At 72.3% G+C, this 18,186-nt stretch carries 16 protein-coding genes; 3 read left to right on the forward strand and 13 right to left on the reverse strand.

What is annotated here, in order from left to right:
- Positions 1–71: 71 nt before the first annotated feature.
- The 4 genes from ACZ6ZT_RS12815 to sbnA all read right to left on the reverse strand — a co-directional run bounded on the left by ACZ6ZT_RS12815 (position 72) and on the right by sbnA (position 3,857).
- Entirely contained in the window at positions 72–1,172 is a 1,101-nt protein-coding gene (locus ACZ6ZT_RS12815) for a beta-ketoacyl synthase N-terminal-like domain-containing protein (protein WP_469718728.1), read from the reverse strand.
- Positions 1,169–2,434, reverse strand: a complete 1,266-nt coding sequence (locus ACZ6ZT_RS12820) for a beta-ketoacyl-[acyl-carrier-protein] synthase family protein (RefSeq protein ID WP_469718730.1) — start codon at positions 2,432–2,434, stop codon at positions 1,169–1,171. Before ACZ6ZT_RS12820 ends, ACZ6ZT_RS12815 begins: the two co-directional genes overlap by 4 nt.
- The gene (locus ACZ6ZT_RS12825) at positions 2,431–2,694 is read right to left on the reverse strand and encodes an acyl carrier protein (RefSeq protein ID WP_266843109.1); all 264 of its coding nucleotides are present in this window, start codon (positions 2,692–2,694) and stop codon (positions 2,431–2,433) included. The genes ACZ6ZT_RS12820 and ACZ6ZT_RS12825 overlap by 4 nt, the downstream gene beginning before the upstream one ends.
- A 128-nt stretch (positions 2,695–2,822) precedes the next feature.
- Positions 2,823–3,857 (reverse strand): 2,3-diaminopropionate biosynthesis protein SbnA, encoded by a 1,035-nt coding sequence (gene sbnA / locus ACZ6ZT_RS12830; RefSeq protein WP_469718732.1) that lies wholly within the window; start codon positions 3,855–3,857, stop codon positions 2,823–2,825.
- Between the two features lie 179 nt (positions 3,858–4,036).
- On the opposite strand from sbnA, the gene ACZ6ZT_RS12835 reads away from it, so the two are divergent.
- Positions 4,037–5,638, forward strand: a complete 1,602-nt coding sequence (locus tag ACZ6ZT_RS12835) for a tryptophan halogenase family protein (RefSeq protein ID WP_469718734.1) — start codon at positions 4,037–4,039, stop codon at positions 5,636–5,638.
- Positions 5,639–5,716: 78 nt separating this feature from the next.
- Here the strand turns inward: ACZ6ZT_RS12835 and ACZ6ZT_RS12840 are convergent, their stop codons facing one another.
- Positions 5,717–5,908: a hypothetical protein gene (locus ACZ6ZT_RS12840; protein WP_469719095.1), complete on the reverse strand. Its 192-nt coding sequence runs from the start codon at positions 5,906–5,908 to the stop codon at positions 5,717–5,719.
- Between ACZ6ZT_RS12840 and ACZ6ZT_RS12845 the strand changes: the two genes are divergently transcribed.
- Complete coding sequence (locus ACZ6ZT_RS12845; protein ID WP_469719069.1) at positions 5,841–6,404, forward strand: flavin reductase family protein; 564 nt, start codon at positions 5,841–5,843, stop codon at positions 6,402–6,404. The two genes, ACZ6ZT_RS12840 and ACZ6ZT_RS12845, sit on opposite strands and share 68 nt — an antisense overlap.
- Positions 6,391–7,698 (forward strand): cation:proton antiporter, encoded by a 1,308-nt coding sequence (locus ACZ6ZT_RS12850; RefSeq protein WP_469718736.1) that lies wholly within the window; start codon positions 6,391–6,393, stop codon positions 7,696–7,698. The genes ACZ6ZT_RS12845 and ACZ6ZT_RS12850 overlap by 14 nt, the downstream gene beginning before the upstream one ends.
- A 160-nt stretch (positions 7,699–7,858) precedes the next feature.
- Here the strand turns inward: ACZ6ZT_RS12850 and trpD are convergent, their stop codons facing one another.
- The 8 genes from trpD to ACZ6ZT_RS12890 all read right to left on the reverse strand — a co-directional run bounded on the left by trpD (position 7,859) and on the right by ACZ6ZT_RS12890 (position 18,155).
- On the reverse strand, positions 7,859–9,001 hold the full coding sequence (gene trpD, locus ACZ6ZT_RS12855; RefSeq protein ID WP_469718738.1) for an anthranilate phosphoribosyltransferase: 1,143 nt from the start codon (positions 8,999–9,001) through the stop codon (positions 7,859–7,861).
- 41 nt (positions 9,002–9,042) lie between these two features.
- Entirely contained in the window at positions 9,043–9,249 is a 207-nt protein-coding gene (locus ACZ6ZT_RS12860; protein ID WP_469718740.1) for a hypothetical protein, read from the reverse strand.
- A 278-nt stretch (positions 9,250–9,527) separates the two neighbouring features.
- Complete coding sequence (locus ACZ6ZT_RS12865) at positions 9,528–10,847, reverse strand: class II 3-deoxy-7-phosphoheptulonate synthase (protein ID WP_469719071.1); 1,320 nt, start codon at positions 10,845–10,847, stop codon at positions 9,528–9,530.
- Between the two features lie 23 nt (positions 10,848–10,870).
- Positions 10,871–11,470 (reverse strand): anthranilate synthase component II, encoded by a 600-nt coding sequence (locus ACZ6ZT_RS12870; protein ID WP_469718741.1) that lies wholly within the window; start codon positions 11,468–11,470, stop codon positions 10,871–10,873.
- Positions 11,467–13,005, reverse strand: coding sequence for an anthranilate synthase component I family protein (locus ACZ6ZT_RS12875; protein WP_469718742.1), 1,539 nt, complete (start codon positions 13,003–13,005; stop codon positions 11,467–11,469). Before ACZ6ZT_RS12875 ends, ACZ6ZT_RS12870 begins: the two co-directional genes overlap by 4 nt.
- 116 nt (positions 13,006–13,121) lie before the next feature.
- A complete protein-coding gene (gene sbnB, locus ACZ6ZT_RS12880; RefSeq protein WP_469718744.1) occupies positions 13,122–14,156 on the reverse strand; it encodes a 2,3-diaminopropionate biosynthesis protein SbnB in 1,035 nt (344 codons plus the stop codon).
- Positions 14,157–14,233: 77 nt separating this feature from the next.
- Positions 14,234–17,215 carry an AfsR/SARP family transcriptional regulator gene (locus ACZ6ZT_RS12885; RefSeq protein ID WP_469718746.1) on the reverse strand — a complete coding sequence of 994 codons (2,982 nt, stop codon included), beginning with the start codon at positions 17,213–17,215 and terminating at the stop codon, positions 14,234–14,236.
- Between the two features lie 349 nt (positions 17,216–17,564).
- A complete protein-coding gene (locus ACZ6ZT_RS12890; RefSeq protein ID WP_469718748.1) occupies positions 17,565–18,155 on the reverse strand; it encodes a neocarzinostatin apoprotein domain-containing protein in 591 nt (196 codons plus the stop codon).
- Positions 18,156–18,186: the final 31 nt, after the last annotated feature.

An 18,186-nucleotide genomic window follows, 5' to 3' on the forward strand; every position in this document is an offset into this window, starting at 1 on the left:
GTGTACGAGGGGGCGGCGGTGCGGTGGTGCGGGCGGGGCCGGGGGCGCGGCGGTCCGCGCCCCCGCCGGTGTCAGCCGAGCCGCAGCAGGGTGGCTCCGACGGTGCCGTCCCGGTCCAGGGCGGTGACCAGCGCGAGCCGGTCGACGAGGGCGGGTTCGGCTCCGGCGTGCGCCAGCACGGCGGCGAGCTGGAAGGCGGCCGAGGCGGCGGTGGCGTCGCCGACGAGCGGGCGTACGGCGATCCGCTCGCCCGCGATCCCCTCCAGCGCGGACTCCTCCTGCTTGCCGAGCTGCCCCGGCGGGGTGCCGGGTGCCACCAGGGCGACGTCGTCCGGGCCCACGCCGGCGCCGCCCAGCACCTCGGCGACGCAGCGGGCCAGCGCGGCCCCGGCCCGGCCGCTCTCGGGAAAGGCCCGGAAGCGGGAGCCGAGCACGGTGGCGAGCACCCGCCGGCCCCCCTCGCGGGCGGCCTCCCCGCTCTCCAGCAGGAACAGCGCGGCGCCCTCGCCGAGCGGGTCGGCCTCGGCCCCGCCGTGGTCGGCGACCCGCTCCAGGCGGGCGCGCTGCACGGAGAACTCCTCGGCGGCGCCGGCCAGCAGCGCGTTGGCGTGGCCGCCGCGCAGCAGCCGGGAGGCGTAGTTCAGGGCGAGCAGGCCGGTGGCCGAGCCGCCGGACACGGTGACGTTGGGCCCCTTGAGGGTGTGCCGGATGGCGCTCTGGCCCGTCGGGCAGTTCATCACGGTGTTCGGGAAGCGGGCCGGGTCGACCAGGTAGGGCTTCTCGCCGGTCAGCGCGTCCTTGGTGAAGTCCATGATGGACTGGACGCTGCCCGAGGTGCCGAGGACGAGCCCGGTCTTCTCCGGGTCGGCGGCCAGGCCCTGGCCGAAGTCCGCCAGCAGCTCCCCGACGGTGACGACGGCGATCCCGGTGGCCCGGTCCATGGAGCGGGTGCCCTTGCGGCCGAGGACGGCCTTGATGTCGAAGTCCGGGATCAGGCCCGCTTCCCCGTACGGGACGGGCCACTGCGCGCCGTCGACGGCCGAGGTGGCCGTCGTCCGCGCGAGGAGCCCCTCGGCGAAGGACCGTCGGCCCAGCCCGTAAGGGGAGGTGACGGCCCAGCCCGAGATGACGAGCCGGCGCTCGGGGGATTCCGCCGGTGCTGTTGCTGTCATGCGACTGCGCTCCTGCCTTCCCAGTGGCCGAGGACCAGTACGGCGTTGTTGCCGCCGAAGGCGAGTCCGTTGTTCTGCACGACCTTGAGGTCGGCCTCCACCGCCTCGTTCGGTACGCAGTCGACGCCGCACTCGGGGTCGGTGGTGCGGTGGTTGATGGTCGGCGGGATGAACCCCTCGCGCAGGGCGAGGGCGCAGGCCGCCGAGGCCAGGGCGCTGGCGGCGCCCATGGTGTGGCCGATCATCGACTTGATGGAGACGGTGCGCGGCAGGTCTTCGCCGAACACCTGGCGGATCGCGCCGACCTCGGTGACGTCGTTGGCCCGGGTGCCGGTGCCGTGCGCGGAGATGAAGTCCACGTCGGCGGGGGTGATCCCGGCGTTGGCGTGCGCCGCGGTGATGCAGCGGGCGATGGAGTCCCGGTCGGGGGCGACGGGATGGCTGGCGTCGCAGGACAGCCCGTAGCCGAGGACCTCGGCGTAGATGCGGGCGCCGCGGGCCAGCGCGGATTCCAGCGACTCCATGAGCAGGATGCCGGCCCCCTCGCCGGTGAGGATGCCCTGCCGGTCGGCGTCGAAGGGCCGGCAGACGTCGGGGGCGATGGTGCCGAGCCGGTAGAAACCGGTGAAGGTCTTGCGGCACAGGGCGTCGGCCCCGCCGCACAGCGCCATCTCGACGTCTCCGGAGCTGATCGCGTCGTAGCCGTAGCCGACGGCGTAGTTCCCGGCGGCGCAGGCGGTGGGGACGGTGACCGTCTCCACGTCCTCCAGGCCCAGTTCGCGGACGATGCCCGCGGAGAGCCGGCCGGGCCAGACGCGGCGGGCGACCACCGGGTCGAGGGTGTCCTCGTCCCCGGCGACCTGGAGGCCGGTGAGGTGGTCGAGGTCGCGGGACTCGCCGTCGGTGGTGCCGACCGAGACCAGGGAGCGCCTGGCCCGGACGTCCGCCTCGGTGAGTCCCCCGTCGATCACCGCCATACGGGCTCCGGCGACCGCGAACTGGGCGGCCCGGCCGAGCTCGTCGGCGGGCAGCTCGCGCAGCCAGGCCTCCGGCTCGAAGTCGGTGATCTCGCAGGCGTTGGAGTGGGCGAAGCCGGTGGTGTCGAAGGCGCTGATGGGCTTCGCCCCGCTGCGTCCGGCGCGCAGGCCCTCGGCGAAGGCGTCCACGCCCGTGCCGATGCTGGTCACGACACCGAGACCGGTGATCACCACCCGGTGCCGGGCGGCGGGCCGCCGCCCCGTCGCGGCCGTCTGGGGAGTCACTTGCCCTCGGCCTCCGCGATCACGGCGTACACGCCGACCAGGTTGACCATGCGGCTGAGCTCGGACTGCTCCAGCGTGATGCCGAAGACGCGCTCCAGCGAGGCCAGGATCTCGATGGTGCGCAGGGAGTCCGCGTCGTGCTCCTCCTTGAAGAGGCTCGTCTCGGTCACCTCGTCGAGGTCGAGTTCGAGGATGTCGCAGACGATGTCCTTGATCTGCTCCTTGCGTCCGGCGTCGAGGGCGGGGATCTGGGTGGTCATCTGAAGTGCCTCCAATGAGCGGCGGTCCGCGGCGGACCTGCCGGTGCCGTGCCGGGTGGTCGCCCGGTGGGGGTGGGGGTGGGGGTCTTGCGTGGTTACCGATGGATCGATGGTGGGAGGGGCCGCTATCAGTGGCCTATATCCACCAGGTGCGGGGTGAGGCCCACGGGACGGGGCTCCTTCCACAGGTGCGAGACCTCGCCGAACTGGCGGTACACCCAGGCGTCGTCGTAGATCGTCTCCAGGTAGCGGTCGCCGCCGTCGGGCAGGACGAGCACCACGTTGGAGCCGGGGACGATGTCCGGGGCGATCCGTTCCAGGGCGGCGACGACGGCCCCGGAGGAGCCGCCGGCGAGTACGGCCTCGTCGCGGACGAGGCGCCGGCAGCCCACGACGCAGTCGAGGTCGCCGACGTGGATGACCCGGTCGGCGTCCGAGGGACGCAGCAGGCGGGGCACCACCGAGGCGCCGTGGCCGGGGATGAGCCGGGCGCGGCGCTCCTGCGGGCCGAAGAGCACGCTGCCGATGGCGTCCACCGCGTTGATCGTGGTGGCCATGCCGTGCCGGCGGACGTATTCGGCGCAGCCGCCCAGGGTTCCGCTGGTGCCGGCGGCCACGACGAGCTGGTCGACGCGGCCGTCGAGGGCCTCGGCGATCTCTCGCATCGTGGTCTGGTGGGCGATCGGGTTGAGCGGGTTGGAGTACTGGTCGGGCCAGTACGCGTCGGGCGTCTCGGCGACGAGGTCGGCCACCCGGCGCAGCCGGGCCGGCAGGAGTTCGCCGGTGGCCGGATCGGGGTCGACGACGATCTCGACCTCGGCCCCGTAGGCCCGCAGGATCGCGACGTTCTGCCGGGTCGTGCGGGCGTCCACCACGCAGATGAAGCGGAGTCCGAAATACCCGCAGATCTGGGCGAGCCCGATCGCGAGATTGCCCGAGCTCGATTCGATGACGGTCGATGTGCCGGGGACGAGTTCCCCGGTTCTGATGCGCGCCAGCACCATGGAGAGTGCCGAGCGGTCCTTGATACTTCCTCCGGGATTGAACCGCTCCACCTTGGCGAACACCCGCGAGCCGAGGCCCGGCAGCAAACGCTCCAGTTCAATGAGCGGAGTTCCTCCCACGGTAGAGAGGATTCCCTTCGTCCCTTCGTCGTACGGCATCTGATGCAGCCATCCTCTGCTGGGAGTTGCGGGGTGCGGATACAGCGTGCCGAGATTCGGCCAATCCGCTATATCGATGCCATACGGCTGGTTATAGGTGGCGCATAGTCGATGGTCTGAATCTCTTCCACATCGCACCACGGATCTCCCCCACGCTGACGGAAGAGAGAGTCCCTCACATGACCGGCACCGACTCGCGCATTCAGAAAGTCGTCATCCTCGGCGGCGGCACCGCCGGCTGGATGACCGCCGCCTATCTCGGAAAGGCGCTCCAGGGCACCGTGGACATCACGGTGCTGGAGGCGCCGGCGATCCCGCGGATCGGTGTCGGCGAGGCCACCGTCCCGAACCTCCACAAGGTCCTCTTCGAGTACCTGGGCATCGCCGAGGAGGAGTGGATGCGGGAGTGCAACGCCAGCTTCAAGATGGCCGTGCGCTTCGTGAACTGGAGAACCGGCGGCCAGGGCGAGCCAGAGGCCCGTGAGCTGGAAAACGGCGCCCCGGACCACTTCTACCACCCGTTCGGCATCCTCCCGGACAGCGACAACGTCCCGATGTCGCACTACTGGGCCAAGCGCAAGCTGGAGGGCCAGACCGAGGAGCCGTTCGACTACGCGTGCTTCCGCGAGCCCCCGGTCATGGACGCGAAGAAGTCCCCGAAGTGGCTCGACGGCACCCCCTCCACCCGCTACGCCTGGCACTTCGACGCGGCGCTGGTCGCCGACTTCCTGCGCCGCTTCGCCACCGGGAAGCAGGGCGTGCGCCACGTCCAGGGCGAGATGACCCACGCGGAGAAGAACGAGCGCGGCTTCATCAAGGCGCTGCACACCAAGGACGGCCGGGTGCTGGACGCCGACCTGTTCGTGGACTGCTCGGGCTTCCGCGGCCTGCTCATCAACCAGGCCCTGGAAGAGCCGTTCATCGACATGAGCGACCACCTGCTGTGCGACAGCGCCGTCGCCACCGCCGTACCGCACGACGACGAGGCGAACGGCATCGAGCCGTACACCTCCGCCATCGCGATGACCTCCGGCTGGACCTGGAAGATCCCGATGCTGGGCCGTTTCGGCTCCGGGTACGTCTACTCCAGCAAGTTCACGACGAAGGAGGAGGCGACCAGGGAATTCAGCGCGCTCTGGGGCCTGGACCCGCAGACCACGAAGTTCAACCACGTGAAGTTCCGGGTCGGCCGCAACCGCCGCGCCTGGGTGAACAACGTGGTGAGCATCGGTCTCTCCTCGGCGTTCCTGGAGCCGCTGGAATCGACCGGCATCTACTTCATCACCGCGGCCGTCTACCAGCTCGCCAAGCACTTCCCGGACCGCGATTTCCACCCGGAGCTGGCCAACAGCTTCAACCGCGAGATCGAGATGATGTTCGACGACACCCGCGACTTCATCCAGGCGCACTTCTACTACGCGCCGCGCGACGACACCCCGTTCTGGCGCGCGAACAAGGAGCTGACGCTCCCGAAGAACATCCAGGAGAAGATCTCCGCGTACAAGGCCGGTCTCGCGATCAACTCGCCGATCGCCGACGAGTCCACGTACTACGGGAACTTCGAGGCGGAATTCCGCAACTTCTGGACGAACGGCAGTTATTACTGCGTCTTCGCGGGTCTCGGCCTGGAACCGGACGCCCCGCTGCCGGTCCTCGCGCACAAGCCCGACTCCGTGGCGGGCGCGGAGGCGATGTTCGGCAAGGTCAAGCAGGAGCAGGAGCACCTCCTCGACACGCTGCCGAGCGCGCACGACTACCTGCGCCGGCTGCACGGCAAGTAGAGCGGCCGCAGTCCCTCCGGTGCGCCGGCCGGAGCCGGGTCCTCCCCCCGGCTCCGGGCCGACGCCGGCACCCCACCTTCAGGAGAGCACCCGCATGTCCCAGACCTCCCAGCCGTCCCAGACCTCCCAGGCCTCCCAGCCGTCCCCGTCCGTCCGCGCCGGCCAGTGCGCCGACCGGGCCGAAGCCGACATCAGGCCGCTGATGTCGGCCTTCCCGTCCGGCGTCTCGGTGATCACCACGATCGGTACGGATTCCGAGCCGCGCGGCATGACCTGCAGCTCCCTGGCCAGCGTCGCCCTGTCGCCGCCCACCCTCGTACTGTGCCTGCGCACCGAGAGCCCGACCGTACGGGCCGTCCTGGAGACGGGCCACGTCGCGGTCAACCTGCTGCACGAGAACGCCCGGCCGGTCTCCGACCTGTTCGCCTCGGGCGCCGCCGACCGCTTCGAGCGCGCCGAGTGGCGGCTGCCGCTGGGGGCCGGCGGGCCGCACCTGGCGCAGGCCTCGCACGCCGTGGCCGACGGCGAAGTGGTCCACTCCGTGGCGTTCGGCGACCACACCGCCGTGTTCGTCCGGGTCCACCGGGTCTCGCTGCGCGACGACGAGGAACCCCTGCTGTACGGCAAGCGCAGGTACGCCCGCTGGACCGACGCCACCGCCGTCCCGGGGCCGCCCGCCGCGGCCCCGCCGCCGCCCGCGAGACCCGGCCCGCTCACGGCCGCGGCCCCCGCGGCGGCGAAGGAGGCGGCCCGTGTCCGCCCGTGACCCGCTGCCGGACCTGCTGATCGCGATCTCCGCCGTCATCCTCGCGTGCAAGGCCGGCGCGATGCTCTTCCGCCGCATCGGCCAGCCGCCGGTGGTCGGCGAGATCGCCGTCGGCATCCTGCTGGGGCCCTCGCTGCTGGGCTGGCTGTGGCCCCAGGCCCAGGCATGGCTGTTCCCCGGGACGGTCCTGCCGTTCACCGGGGCGTTCGGGAACATCGGCCTGCTGGCGTTCATGTTCCTGGTCGGGCTGGAGCTGAACCTCTCCCACCTGCGCGGCCACAGCCGTACCGCCATCGCCGTCAGCCAGGCGAGCATCGCGCTCCCGCTGGTCCTCGGCTCGGGGCTGGCCCTGCTGATGTACGACTCGCTGGCCCCCGACGGGGTCTCCAAGCTCGCCTTCGTGCTCTTCATCGCGGTGTCCATGAGCATCACGGCGTTCCCGGTGCTCGCCCGGATCCTGACCGACCGGGGGCTCTACCACACCCGGATCGGCGCCCTGGCCATGGCCTGCGCGGCCGTGGACGACGTGACCGCCTGGTGCCTGCTGGCCGCGGTGGTCGCCGTCAGCACCAGCAGTTCCCCGCTGGACGCCGCCACCACCGCCGCACTCGCCGCCGCGTTCCTGGCGTTCATGGTCTACGCGGTCCGGCCGCTGCTGGCCCGGTGGGCCGCGCGGGCCGCCCGGACCGTGGACTCCGCGGTCCTGGTGGTGCTGTTCAGCGGGCTGAGCCTGTCGGCCTTCGCGACCGACAAGATCGGCGTGCACGCGCTGTTCGGCGCCTTCGTCTTCGGTGTGATCACCCCGCGCGGATCTCGGGTGATCGAGCTGTGCGCGGCCCGGCTGCGGGCCTTCACCATTCCGGTCCTGCTGCCGCTGTTCTTCGTCAACACCGGTCTGCGCACCGACGTGGGGCTGGTCGTCGCCGAGCCGATGATGTGGGTGTGGGCCGTGGCGGTCATGGTCGTCGCCTTCCTCGGCAAGTGGGGCGGCAGTACGGGCGCGGCGCGGGCGAGCGGGCAGTCCTGGCGGGACGCCATGTCGATCGGCGCGCTGATGAACTGCCGCGGTCTGACCGAGCTGGTGGTGCTGAACCTGGGCCTGGAACTGGGGGTGATCGGGCCGGACCTGTTCACGCTGCTGGTCCTGATGGCCCTGCTCACCACCGCGATCACCTCCCCCGCCCTCTCCTGGATCCGACGGGGGGTGTCCCCCGCCGAGGAGGCCGTCGACGTGGCCGACGGGCCGCCGGTCCACGAACCGGTCGCGCTCCCGGCCAAGGCCGCGGTCGCCTGAACCGCCGACCGGGTCCCCGACCCGCCCCCGGCTCCCGTCCGGCTCCCGTACGCGATCGCCGGTGCGGCCGTGGCCGTCCCCCTCCCGGGGACGGCCGCGGCCGCACCGCCGCGTCACGCCACGGTCGCGCGGCCGGGCACCGCTCGCCGCGGCACGCCGTTCACCGGCCCGCCGTGGCGAGCGGCGTCGCGGGGTGACCGGCCTCGGGGTGACCGGCCGCGGGGTGTCCGGCTGCCGGTTGTCCCGCCGCCGCCCGCACCCAGCGCTCCAGTACGTCCCGCGCCGCGCCCGAGTCCAGGGACCGGGCCGCGACCGCGACCGACGCGCGCAGCCGTTCGGTGACCGTACGTCCCCCGGCCGGCTCGGCGGCGGCCAGCGCGGCGCCCGCCGAGAGCAGCACCGCGTCCCGTACCGCTCCGCGCTCTCCGCCGGCGAACAGCCGCCGCGCCACCGCCGCGTTGTGCCCGGCGTCGGCGCCCCGCAGCGCGTCGAAGGGGGCGAACGGGATGCCGATGTCCCTCGGGTCGAAGGACTCCTCCCGCACCCGGCCCGCCTCCACGCTGAGCACCGTCGAGGTGGTCGAGACGCTGAGCTCGTCGAGCCCGTCGTCCCCGCGGAACACCAGGGCGCTGCCGCCGCGGCGGGCCAGCACCCCCGCGATCAGCGGGAGCAGCCGGGCGTCGGCCACGCCGACCGCCTGGGCGGTCGGCCGGGCCGGGTTGGTGAGCGGTCCCAGCGCGTTGAAGACCGTGGGGATCCCCAGCTGCCTGCGGACCGGCGCCGCGTGCCGCATCGACGGGTGGAAGTCGGGGGCGAAGCAGAAGGTGATGCCCGCCTCCTCCACCAGTTCCGCGACCCGGGCCGGCGGCAGGCGCAGGGTGACCCCGAGCGCCTCCAGCACGTCCGCGGATCCCGAGGCCGAGGAGGACGCCCGGTTGCCGTGCTTGACGACCCGGGCCCCGGCGCCGGCCGCCACGATCGCCGACATCGTCGAGATGTTCACCGTACGGGCGCCGTCGCCGCCCGTGCCGACCACGTCGACCGTGGCGCCGGGCACGTCGAGCGAGACCGCGTGGTGCAGCATCGCCCGTACCAGGCCCTCCAGCTCCGCGACCGTCTCCCCCTTGCCGCGCAGGGCGACCAGGAAGCCGGCGAGCTGCGCCTCGGTGGCCTCGCCGCGCATCACCTGGTCCATGGCCCAGGCGGTGTCGACGGCGGCGAGGTCACGTCCGGCGAGCAGGGTCTCCAGCAGGGCCGGCCAGCTGCGCTGCCCCTGGCCCGTTTCCGGTCTGACGGTGGTCACTTGGTTCTCCCTGGGTGAGTCGTGGGGTGGGGCCCCGACGCTCAGCCCCACTCCTCGCCGTTCTTGGTGGAGGACGGCGTGGGGGTCGGGGCCGCGGCCGGGGCCTCCGGGGTGGTGACGCTCGCGGTGACACCGGTCGAGGTGGCCGCCGGGCTCTCGTGGGCGATCTGCACGCCCCCCGCGATGGCGGTGGCGGCGACGATCGCGACGGTGATCAGCTTGATCTGGGTGCGCAAAGTGTTCTGCATCTCGGTTCTTCTCCCCCGTTGAGTCCTGCTTGAGTTCCGGTCTGTTCCGGTGAGAAGAACACTAGGAAGGAGCGGCTTCGAGCCGATATCGCCGCGTCCTCGCGACCCGCGCCATTTCGAATAAGGACGATATAACTGCTGGTCAGGGTCGGCCCCGAGGACGATGAATTCCCTCGGGACCGCCCTTGACGGCCATGCCGGGACCGCTTGAGGGGCACTGGAGGGATGGAAGGGCGTCCCTCGGATATCGTTCGCCGATCAGGACGGAAAGCGGAAGCTCAGCGTTCCCGGTACATTTCGGCCACCAGGAAGGCCAGATCCAGTGACTGGGTCCGGTTGAGCCGGGGGTCACAAGTGGATTCATAGCGTTCGCTCAGCCCGTCCAGGCTCACTTCCTCACCGCCTCCCACGCATTCGGTGACATCGCCCCCGGTGAACTCCAGGTGCACGCCCCCGGGATGCGTCCCGAGCTCGCGGTGGACCTCGAAGAAGCCCTTCACCTCGTCGACGATGTCGTCGAAGCGGCGCGTCTTGAGGCCCGACGGGGCCTCGAAGGTGTTGCCGTGCATGGGATCGCTCACCCACGCCACCGGCGCCCCCTCCGCGGCGGCCTTCTCCACCAGCACCGGCAGCCGGTCGCGGACCCGGCCGGCGCCCATGCGGGCGATGAAGGTGAGCCGGCCCGGCTCGCGTTCGGGGTCGAGCCGGTCGATCAGCCGCAGCACCGTGTCGGAGTCGGTGGCCGGCCCGAGCTTGACCGCGATCGGGTTGGTGATCTTCGAGAAGAACTCCACGTGAGCCCCGTCGAGGTCCCGGGTGCGCTCCCCGATCCACAGCATGTGGCCGCTGGTCGCGTACCGCCGGCCGGTCGCCGGATCCTCGCGGACCAGCGGTTCCTCGTACTCCAGCAGCAGGCCCTCGTGGCTGACGAAGAACTCCACGGCGTGCTGGATGCGTTCGTCGGCCCCGCAGGCCCGCATGAAGTTGAGGGCCTGGTCGATCTGGGTGGCCAGCGCCGCGTAGCGCTCGCCGACCGGTGAGCGGGCCACGAAGTCCTGGTTCCAGGCGTGCGCCTGGCGCAGGTCCGCGTATCCCCCGGTGGTGAAGGCGCGTACGAGGTTCAGCGTGCCGGAGGCCGCCTGGTGCATCCGCAGCAGCCGGCCCGGATCGGGCTCCCGCGCGGCCGGCTCGAAGGGGAAGCCGTTGACCGCGTCGCCCCGGTAGGCGGGCAGGGTGACCCCGTCGCGCGTCTCGGTGGGCCGGGAGCGGGGTTTGGCGTACTGGCCCGCCATCCGGCCGATCTTCACGACCGGTACGGAGGCGGCGTACTGGAGGACGAGCGCCATCTGCAGCAGCGTGCGCACCTTGCGGCGTACGGAGTCCTCCCGGACGTCGGCGAAGGTCTCGGCGCAGTCGCCGCCCTGGAGGACGAAGGCCTCGCCCCGGGCGACGGCGCCGAGCCGCTGCTTGAGCTGCTCGCACTCGGCGGCGACCACGAGCGGGACGCCGTCGCGCAGTTGCGTCCGTACCGCCGCCAGGGCCGCGGGGTCGGGCCATTCGGGCTGTTGTGCCGCGGGCAGGGCCCGCCAGGAATCCACGTGGTCCACGAAATGCTCCTTCGTCACCCGGCGAGGGCGTCTGCGGGCTGCTGGGTCCGTGCGGTGGTGAGGAAGTTCCGCAGGAGCCGCATGCCGCCGACCGTGGTGATCGACTCCGGGTGGAACTGCACCCCCTCGACGGCGAGGGTCCGGTGGCGCAGCCCCATCACGTAGCCGTCGTCGACGGCGTGCGCGGTGGCGGTCAGCTCCGGCGGCAGCGGTTCGGCCACGATGAGCGAGTGGTAGCGGGTGGCGGTCATGGGGGCGTCGAGCCCCGCGAAGACCCCGGCGCCGTCGTGGGCGACCTCGCTGGTCTTGCCGTGTTTGAGCCGGTCGGCGACGCGCACGGCGCCCCCGTGGGCCAGGGCGATGGCCTGGTGGCCCAGGCAGATGCCGAGCAGCGGCACCCGTCCGGCGAAGCGGTGCACGAGCTCGACGTGGCCGGAGTCGGCGGGGTGCCCCGGGCCGGGGCCCAGGACCACGGCGTCCGGCAGCCGGGCGGCGAGCTCGCCCGGGCTCTCGGTGCGGGACCGTACGACCTCGGTGGTGGCGCCGAGGGAGCGCAGGTACTGGTCGATGATGTGGGTGAAACTGTCGTAGGCGTCGACGAGCAGGACCTTCACGGCAGCAGCTCCTCACCGGTGAGCGCCCAGAAGGCGGCCCCCATCTTGTGCAGGGTCTCGCGCCACTCGGCGGCGGGCGAGGAGTCCGCGACGATGCCGGCGCAACTCTGGGTGGAGTACATGGACCCGTCGTGGGTGACGGTGCGGATGCACAGCGCCAGCCGGGACCAGCCGCGGACGTCGACCAGGCCGACGGCTCCCGCGTACATGCCCCTGGAATCGCTCTCCAGTTCGGAGATGAGCTCCATGGCACGGATCTTGGGGGCGCCGGTGACCGTCCCGGCGGGGAAGGTGGCGGCCAGCGCGGACCAGGTGTCCTCGCCCGGGGCGAGCACGCCCTCCACGGTGGAGACCAGGTGGAAGACGTGCGAGAAGGTCTCGACCGTCATCACCTCGCGGGCGTCGAGGGTGCCGGGCAGGCTGACGCGGCCGATGTCGTTGCGGCACAGGTCGACCAGCATCACGTGCTCGGCCCGCTCCTTCTCGCTGGCGAGCAGGGCCTCGATGCGCGGCCCGTCGACGGCCGGATCCCCGCTGCGCGGGGTGGTGCCGGCGATGGGGCGCATGACGATCCGGTCGCCCTCGGTGCGGAAGAGCACCTCGGGACTGGCCCCGATCAGCGTCGCACCGCACCGGGGGACGAGGTACATGTACGGGGAGGGGTTGCGCGCGCGGAGCCTGCGGTAGACGTCGGCCGGGGTCAGCGTGCTGTCGACCTCGATGCGGTGGCCGATCTGGATCTGGTAGATGTCGCCGACGCCGATGTGGCCGAGGCAGCGCTCGACGCGGGCCAGGAAGGCGGCCTCGTCGGTGCTGTCGCGGACGGCGAGCGGGGCGGGGGCCGCGGGCGTCCGCCCGGCCGGCTCGGTCATCCCGGCCGTCAGCCGCTCCACGATCCCGGCGAGGTCGGTACGGGCCGCGGGGCCGCCGTCGGGACCGAACGCCTCGGAGCGCGCGGCCAGCCGGACGGCCGTGCCGGCGTCCAGGTCGTACCAGACGGTGTCCTGGAACAGGGTCAGCACCAGGTCGGGGGCCTGGTCGCCCAAGCCGCCGCGGTCGGGCAGCTCCTCCATGTACCAAGCGGCTCCGTAACCGATGGTGGCGAGGAAGCCGAAGGCGTAGTCGGGGCGGGCGCTGTCGACGTCGAAGGAGGCCTCGACGGCCCGCAGGACGTCCCAGACCTGCCCGGGCCGCTCGAACAGCCGGTCCCCGCCGGGGCCGGTGGCCAGACCCAGCCGGTCGGCGGCCTCCGTGAGTCCGGCCAGTACGGGCGCCACGCCGACGGCGGAGATCCGCCCGGGGTGGACGCGCAGCTCGGCGAGCCGGCCGAAGCCGACGACCGCCGAGTTCCCGTCGAACTCGGGGCTCTCCAGGGACTCCAGGAGGAACACGTCCTCCCCGAACCGGGCGCGCAGGGCCTCGTACAGCTCCATGGGCGGGTGCGGGTCCAGGAGGGTCTCCTCGACCCGGACGGGCAGGGGGCGCCGGCCGGGAGCGGCCGGCGCCCGCGTGGTGGTGTCGAGCAGTGTGGTCACTGAATCACTTTCCTCGGAGGGCTCGGGGCCGTGCGGGGCGGCCGTGGTGCGTGCGCCGGGCGGACGGCGCGGGGTGGGGGCGAGGGCGGTGGGCTGGAGGTGTGGTCCGGGGCGCCTCAGCCGTAGCGGCGCATCTCGTGGAAGAAGTCCTCGACGACCGTGAGGCCGCCCTGGTCGCGGAGGGTGTCGTAGATGTGCCGGCCGACCGCGAGGTCGAGGACGCCGAGGCCGAAGGGGGAGAAGAAGACGGGCCGGTCGCGCGGTACCTCCAGCTGCCCGCTGAGCACGTCGTAGAGGGTTCCGTCGACGAAGTCCCGGTTCCCGGTGAGCTGTTCGGCCAGGTGGGGGGAGGTGTCGGCCTTCAGGCAGTGCTCGATGTCGTCGACGACGTTGAAGCCGGAGAGGATCACCTCGGGCGCCAGGTCGCGCAGCGAGACGTGCAGCACGAGCGGGTGGTGGGCGAACCAGCCCGGGTCGGTGACGTGGGGGGCGCCCGCCACCGTCGCGAAGACGACCAGGTCGCTCTCGCGGATCAGCTTCTCGGCGCTGTCGTGGACGGTGACCGGGCCCTGCTCGCCGGCCCGGGTCAGGTAGTCGGCGAAGCCCTCGGCGTGCTCGGTGGACAGGTCGTGCACGCCGATCGCGTCGAACTCCCACCCGGTGCCCGCCAGGTACTGGTGGATGAAGCGGGCGATCAGCCCGACGCCGAAGAAGCCGATCCGGCGCGGCCGGCCGCCCGCCGGGCTGAGCCGGTCGGCGGCGAGCGCGGCGGAGGCGGCGGTGCGCGCCGCGCTGATGATCGAGGATTCCAGGCAGGCGAGCGGGTATCCCGTCTCGGGGTCGTTCAGGATCAGTACGGCGGAGGCGCGCGGAATTCCGGCCGCCACATTCTCGGGGAAGCTGGAAATCCACTTCAGTCCGTCGACCGGCGCCGCTCCCCCGAGGGAAGCCGGGAGCGCGATGATGCGCGAGGTCGGCCGGTCGGGAAAGCGCAGGAAATAGGACGGCGGATTGACCGTTCCGCCCTCTCCGTGCACCCGATAAGCGGATTCGATCAATCCGACCACCTCGGGCGCACGGCCGTCGAGGACTTCGTGCACCTGTGCGCCGGGAATCACGGCAAAAGAGGGCGCACCGACCGTACGTGACATCGCAGACTCCACAGCTCGGCAGTTTTCTCGTCTGCGATGACGCTAGGGAGCCGCTTTATCGGCGGGTTATTGCACGCTTACGCGCACTCCCCCTCGTCCCGGGCGGCGCGGACGCCGCCGACGGCCACCCGGTCCAGCGCCCGGGCCGCCTTCTCCTCCCACGGCGGGGCGCCGATGCCCTGGAAGATGCCGAGCGCCGCCGTCACATGGGCCCGCCCCTCCGCCTCGCGCCCGCACCCCCGGTACGCCTCGCCCAGCGCCAGCCGGATCTGGCCCTCGATCATCGGGCTCTTGGTCCGCCGCGCCACCTCCAGCGCCTCCAGGAAGGTCCGCTCGGCCGCCTCCACGGCGCCCGCCCGGAACCGGGTCTCCGCGAGTCCCAGCAGGGCGTGGGCGAGGCCGAGCAGATCGGAGATCTCGGTGACGAGCACCACGACCCGGCTGAATCCCCGTTCGGCCTCGGCCAGCCGCCCCAGCGCCAGATGGGCGCCCGCCAGCCGGTGCGTGGCCAGCGCCATGCTGCGCCGTTTGCCGCCGATGCCCTCGCAGACGCGCACGGCGTCGCGGCCGAGTTCCAGCGCGGCCTCCGGCTGCCCCTGATCGAGGGCGAACTGGGCCATGTTCTGGAGGGCGTACGCCTCGGAGGAGCGGTTGCCCGCCGCCCGGAACACCGGCAGGGCCTCCCGCAGCCGTTCCATTCCCCGGTCGTACTCGCCCCGGATGCGGTCGATGAACGCGAGGTCGCTGAGGACCAGCGCCCGCCCGAGCGCGTCCCCCGCCCGCGTGTAGAGGGCGAGGGCGGCTTCCTGCCGGGCCGTCGACTCGGCCAGCCTGCGCAGCCGCATCTCGATCACGCCGAGCTGCTGTTCCATCGCCGCCTGGCCGCGCAGGTTGCCCGCGCCGCGCGCCGCCTCCAGGGCGTACTCGCAGCACCGGCGCCAGTCCTCCGGATAGTTGCGCGTCTCGAACAGCACCTCCATGGACATGACCAGCCCCCAGGCCAGCTCGTCCCGGCCCGTGCGGGCCGCCTGCTCCACGACGGCGACGAGCGAGAGCCGTTCGGCCTCGAACCACTCCAGCGGGGCCGACAGCAGTTCCTCCAGCAGCACCGGGTCGATCTCCCGGCGGGGCGCGTCACCGCGCACGACGACGTGGTCCCCGCCGTTCTCCCGCCGGCAGCCCTGCTCCGCGATGGTCAGACACGTCCGGAACACCCGGTCGCACGCCGCGAGCCGGTCCTCCTCGCTCTCCTCCTCCCGCGCCAGCTCCTCCGCGTACAGCCGCATCAGGTTCTGGAAGCGGTAGCGCAGCTGTCCGGTGGCGTCGACCCCGACGACCTCCAGGAACTGCGCGTCCACGAGGTGCTCGATGAGCCGCTCCGCGTCCAGGACGTCCTGGTCCATCAGCGCGGCCCCGACCCAGGCGGTGAAATCGGGTACGCCGAGCAGCCCGAGGTAGCGGTAGAGCCGGGCCGCGTCCTTGTGGAGGTAGCGGTAGCTCAGCTCGAAGCTCGCCCGAATCTGCGACTCGCCCTGGCTCAGCTCGTCCAGCCGGCGCCGCCCGTCGCTGAGCCGGGTGACCAGGTGCCGTACCGACCAGTGCGGTTTGGACGCCAGCCGGGCCGCCGCGATGCGCAGCGCCAGGGGCAGCCGGTCGCACAGCTCGGCGAGCCGGGCCGAGTCCTCGGGCGCGGCGAGGATCCGCGCCTCGCCGACGATCCGGCCGAGCAGCTCCACCGACTCGTCCTCGGGTAGCACCCCGAGGTGGACCCGGGCCCGGTGCGGCCAGGTCACCAGCTGCTCCAGCTGCTCCCGGCTGGTGACCAGGACGGTGCAGCCGCCGCTGCCCGGCAGCAACGGCCGGATCTGCGCGAACGTACGTACGTTGTCCAGCACCAGCAGCACCCGGCGCTCGGCGAGCACGCTGCGGTAGAGCGCGACCCGGTCCTCCAGACCACCCGGCACGTCGTCGCTGTCGACGCCGAGCGAGCGCAGGAAGCGGCTGAGGATGTCTCCGGCGGCGGTCGGGGCGTGGTGCTCGTCATACCCGCGCAGGTCCGCGAACAGCCGTCCGTCCGGGTACTGTTCGGCCACCTGGTGCGCCCAGCGCACGGCGAGACCGGTCTTGCCCACGCCCGCGACGCCCGTGATCAGTCCGACGGTGGGCGTGCGCCCGTCCTCGCCCTGCCCGCCGGCCAGGGCGTCGAGCGCGGCGAGTTCCTCGCCGCGTCCCGCGAAGCCCGGTACGTCGGGCGGCAGTTCGGAGGGCACGACATGGCGCGTCGCACCCAGGGCGTCCGCGACCGCCTCGGCCGCGGCGGCGGGTGGCGGCTCGAAGGCCAGTGAGGGGTCGTCGCGCAGGATCGCGTCGTGCAGTTCCTGAAGTTCGGGGCCGGGATCCATGCCCAGTTCGTCGATGAACTGCCGTCTCGCCTCCCGGAAGCTCTCCATCGCCTCGGCCCGCCGCCCGGAGCGGTACTGGGCGAGGATGAAGTGGTAGCGGGTGCGTTCGCGCAGCGGGTGTTCCCGTACGGTCGCGGCCAGTTCCGGCAGCAGCAGCTGGTGGCGGCCGAGCTCCAGCTGGACGGCCGTCATCGCCTCGTACGCGTTGATCCGCACCTCTTCCCAGCGGGCTGCCTCGTCCTCGACGAGCTGCCCGGCCACCCCGGCGAGGGCCGGGCCGCGCCACAGGGCGAGGGCGTCGGCGTAGCAGCGGGCGGCATCGACCGGACGGCCCTCGCGGACGGCGGTCTCGGCCTCGGCGACGAGCGCGGTGAAGGTGACGGTGTCCAGCGCGTGCCCTTCCGCACGCAGCAGGTACCCGGGGTGGGCGGTGACGATGACTTCCTCGGTCACGCCCTCGCTCTTGAAGGCCTTGCGCAGGGCGGCGATGACGATGGCCACCTGGGTCCGCGCGGTGGCAGGGGGCCTACCGTTCCACACTACATCCACAAGTGTGTCAACTGGCACAATCCGCCCCGGACTCAGGAGCAGAAGGGCCAGAATCGTACGTTGCCGGGCACCTCCCACCTGAACCGGCCGCGCCCCCGCGGTGGCCATAAGTGGACCAAGAATTCTGAAACTGAGCCGCTCACCCAATGGATCTCCCCCCGTCACCAGCCGGGCCCGGCCAGCCTGAGCAGCCTACCCGTCCGCTGCTGACAGCGAAGGGGCGTGACGTAAGCCGAGTGACGGGTGGGACACCCTGACCGAAAGCTGATCCATCACTTAAAGATTGGCTGGAACCAATCGCTCCCGGCCACTCCACCGCTCCTGCCAGAGCGACGAATTCAAGCCATCCCGGCCATCCGGCACGAAACCGGAAGCTTTACTCGAAGCACGAAACACGCGGGCCCCCGCGAGCACGCGGGCACGCGTGCGCGGGGGCCGGAGCGTATGCCGGATACCGTCAGCCGGCGGCCGGGGCGAAGCGGAGGGGATGGCGCAGCGATTCCGGGCCGCGCAGCCGGGTCCCGTGGACGACCAGCTCACAGCCGGGCGCGACGCGGCAGTCGACGGTGCGGCCGTCGTTGGCCGCGAAGGACGCCGAGACGGTCAGCGTCTCGTCGAGCCGCCCCTCGTCCGTGGTGGCCGGCGGACGCCCCCGGGACCGGCAGCCGGCGTACTCCACGGAGCCCACCGCGCACTCCACGACCACCGAGTGGTAGCGCGGCTCGTAGCCGCGGCCCGTGACCCGGACGGACTGCCCGTCCACCAGGTCCTGGTCGGGGGCCACCCGGAACGTGGGCGCCGCTTCGAGCTCCCCGTGCGGCCGGAACCGCAACGGGACGCCGGCCAGTACGGCCCCGCTGTTGTCGGTCAGCACCAGCCGGCACGGGTGCGCGGCGGTCGCGGTACGGCAGTCGAAGACCCCCGCCCCGGTGGCGAGCTGCGCGTAGAGCTTCTTCGGGGAGACCGGCAGCGTCCCGTCCGGCAGCACCCGGAACTGCCGCCCGGTGTCCTCGTCACAGGCCCCCGCCACGGTATCGGGCGCACACACCTCCACCCACACATACGCCTTGGCCGGCCCA

The sequence above is a fragment of the Streptomyces sp. NPDC102258 genome (genome assembly GCF_055584685.1).

What these genes read in the sequence shown, in the direction of transcription:
- ACZ6ZT_RS12815 (WP_469718728.1), bottom strand. Translation starts at nt 1,172, where the DNA reads ATGACAGCAACAGCACCGGCGGAATCCCCCGAGCGCCGGCTCGTCATC.
- ACZ6ZT_RS12825 (WP_266843109.1), bottom strand. Translation starts at nt 2,694, where the DNA reads ATGACCACCCAGATCCCCGCCCTCGACGCCGGACGCAAGGAGCAGATC.
- sbnA (WP_469718732.1), bottom strand. Translation starts at nt 3,857, where the DNA reads ATGCCGTACGACGAAGGGACGAAGGGAATCCTCTCTACCGTGGGAGGA.
- ACZ6ZT_RS12835 (WP_469718734.1), top strand. Translation starts at nt 4,037, where the DNA reads ATGACCGGCACCGACTCGCGCATTCAGAAAGTCGTCATCCTCGGCGGC.
- ACZ6ZT_RS12845 (WP_469719069.1), top strand. Translation starts at nt 5,841, where the DNA reads ATGTCGGCCTTCCCGTCCGGCGTCTCGGTGATCACCACGATCGGTACG.
- ACZ6ZT_RS12840 (WP_469719095.1), bottom strand. Translation starts at nt 5,908, where the DNA reads ATGCCGCGCGGCTCGGAATCCGTACCGATCGTGGTGATCACCGAGACG.
- ACZ6ZT_RS12860 (WP_469718740.1), bottom strand. Translation starts at nt 9,249, where the DNA reads ATGCAGAACACTTTGCGCACCCAGATCAAGCTGATCACCGTCGCGATC.
- sbnB (WP_469718744.1), bottom strand. Translation starts at nt 14,156, where the DNA reads ATGTCACGTACGGTCGGTGCGCCCTCTTTTGCCGTGATTCCCGGCGCA.
- ACZ6ZT_RS12885 (WP_469718746.1), bottom strand. Translation starts at nt 17,215, where the DNA reads ATGGCCACCGCGGGGGCGCGGCCGGTTCAGGTGGGAGGTGCCCGGCAA.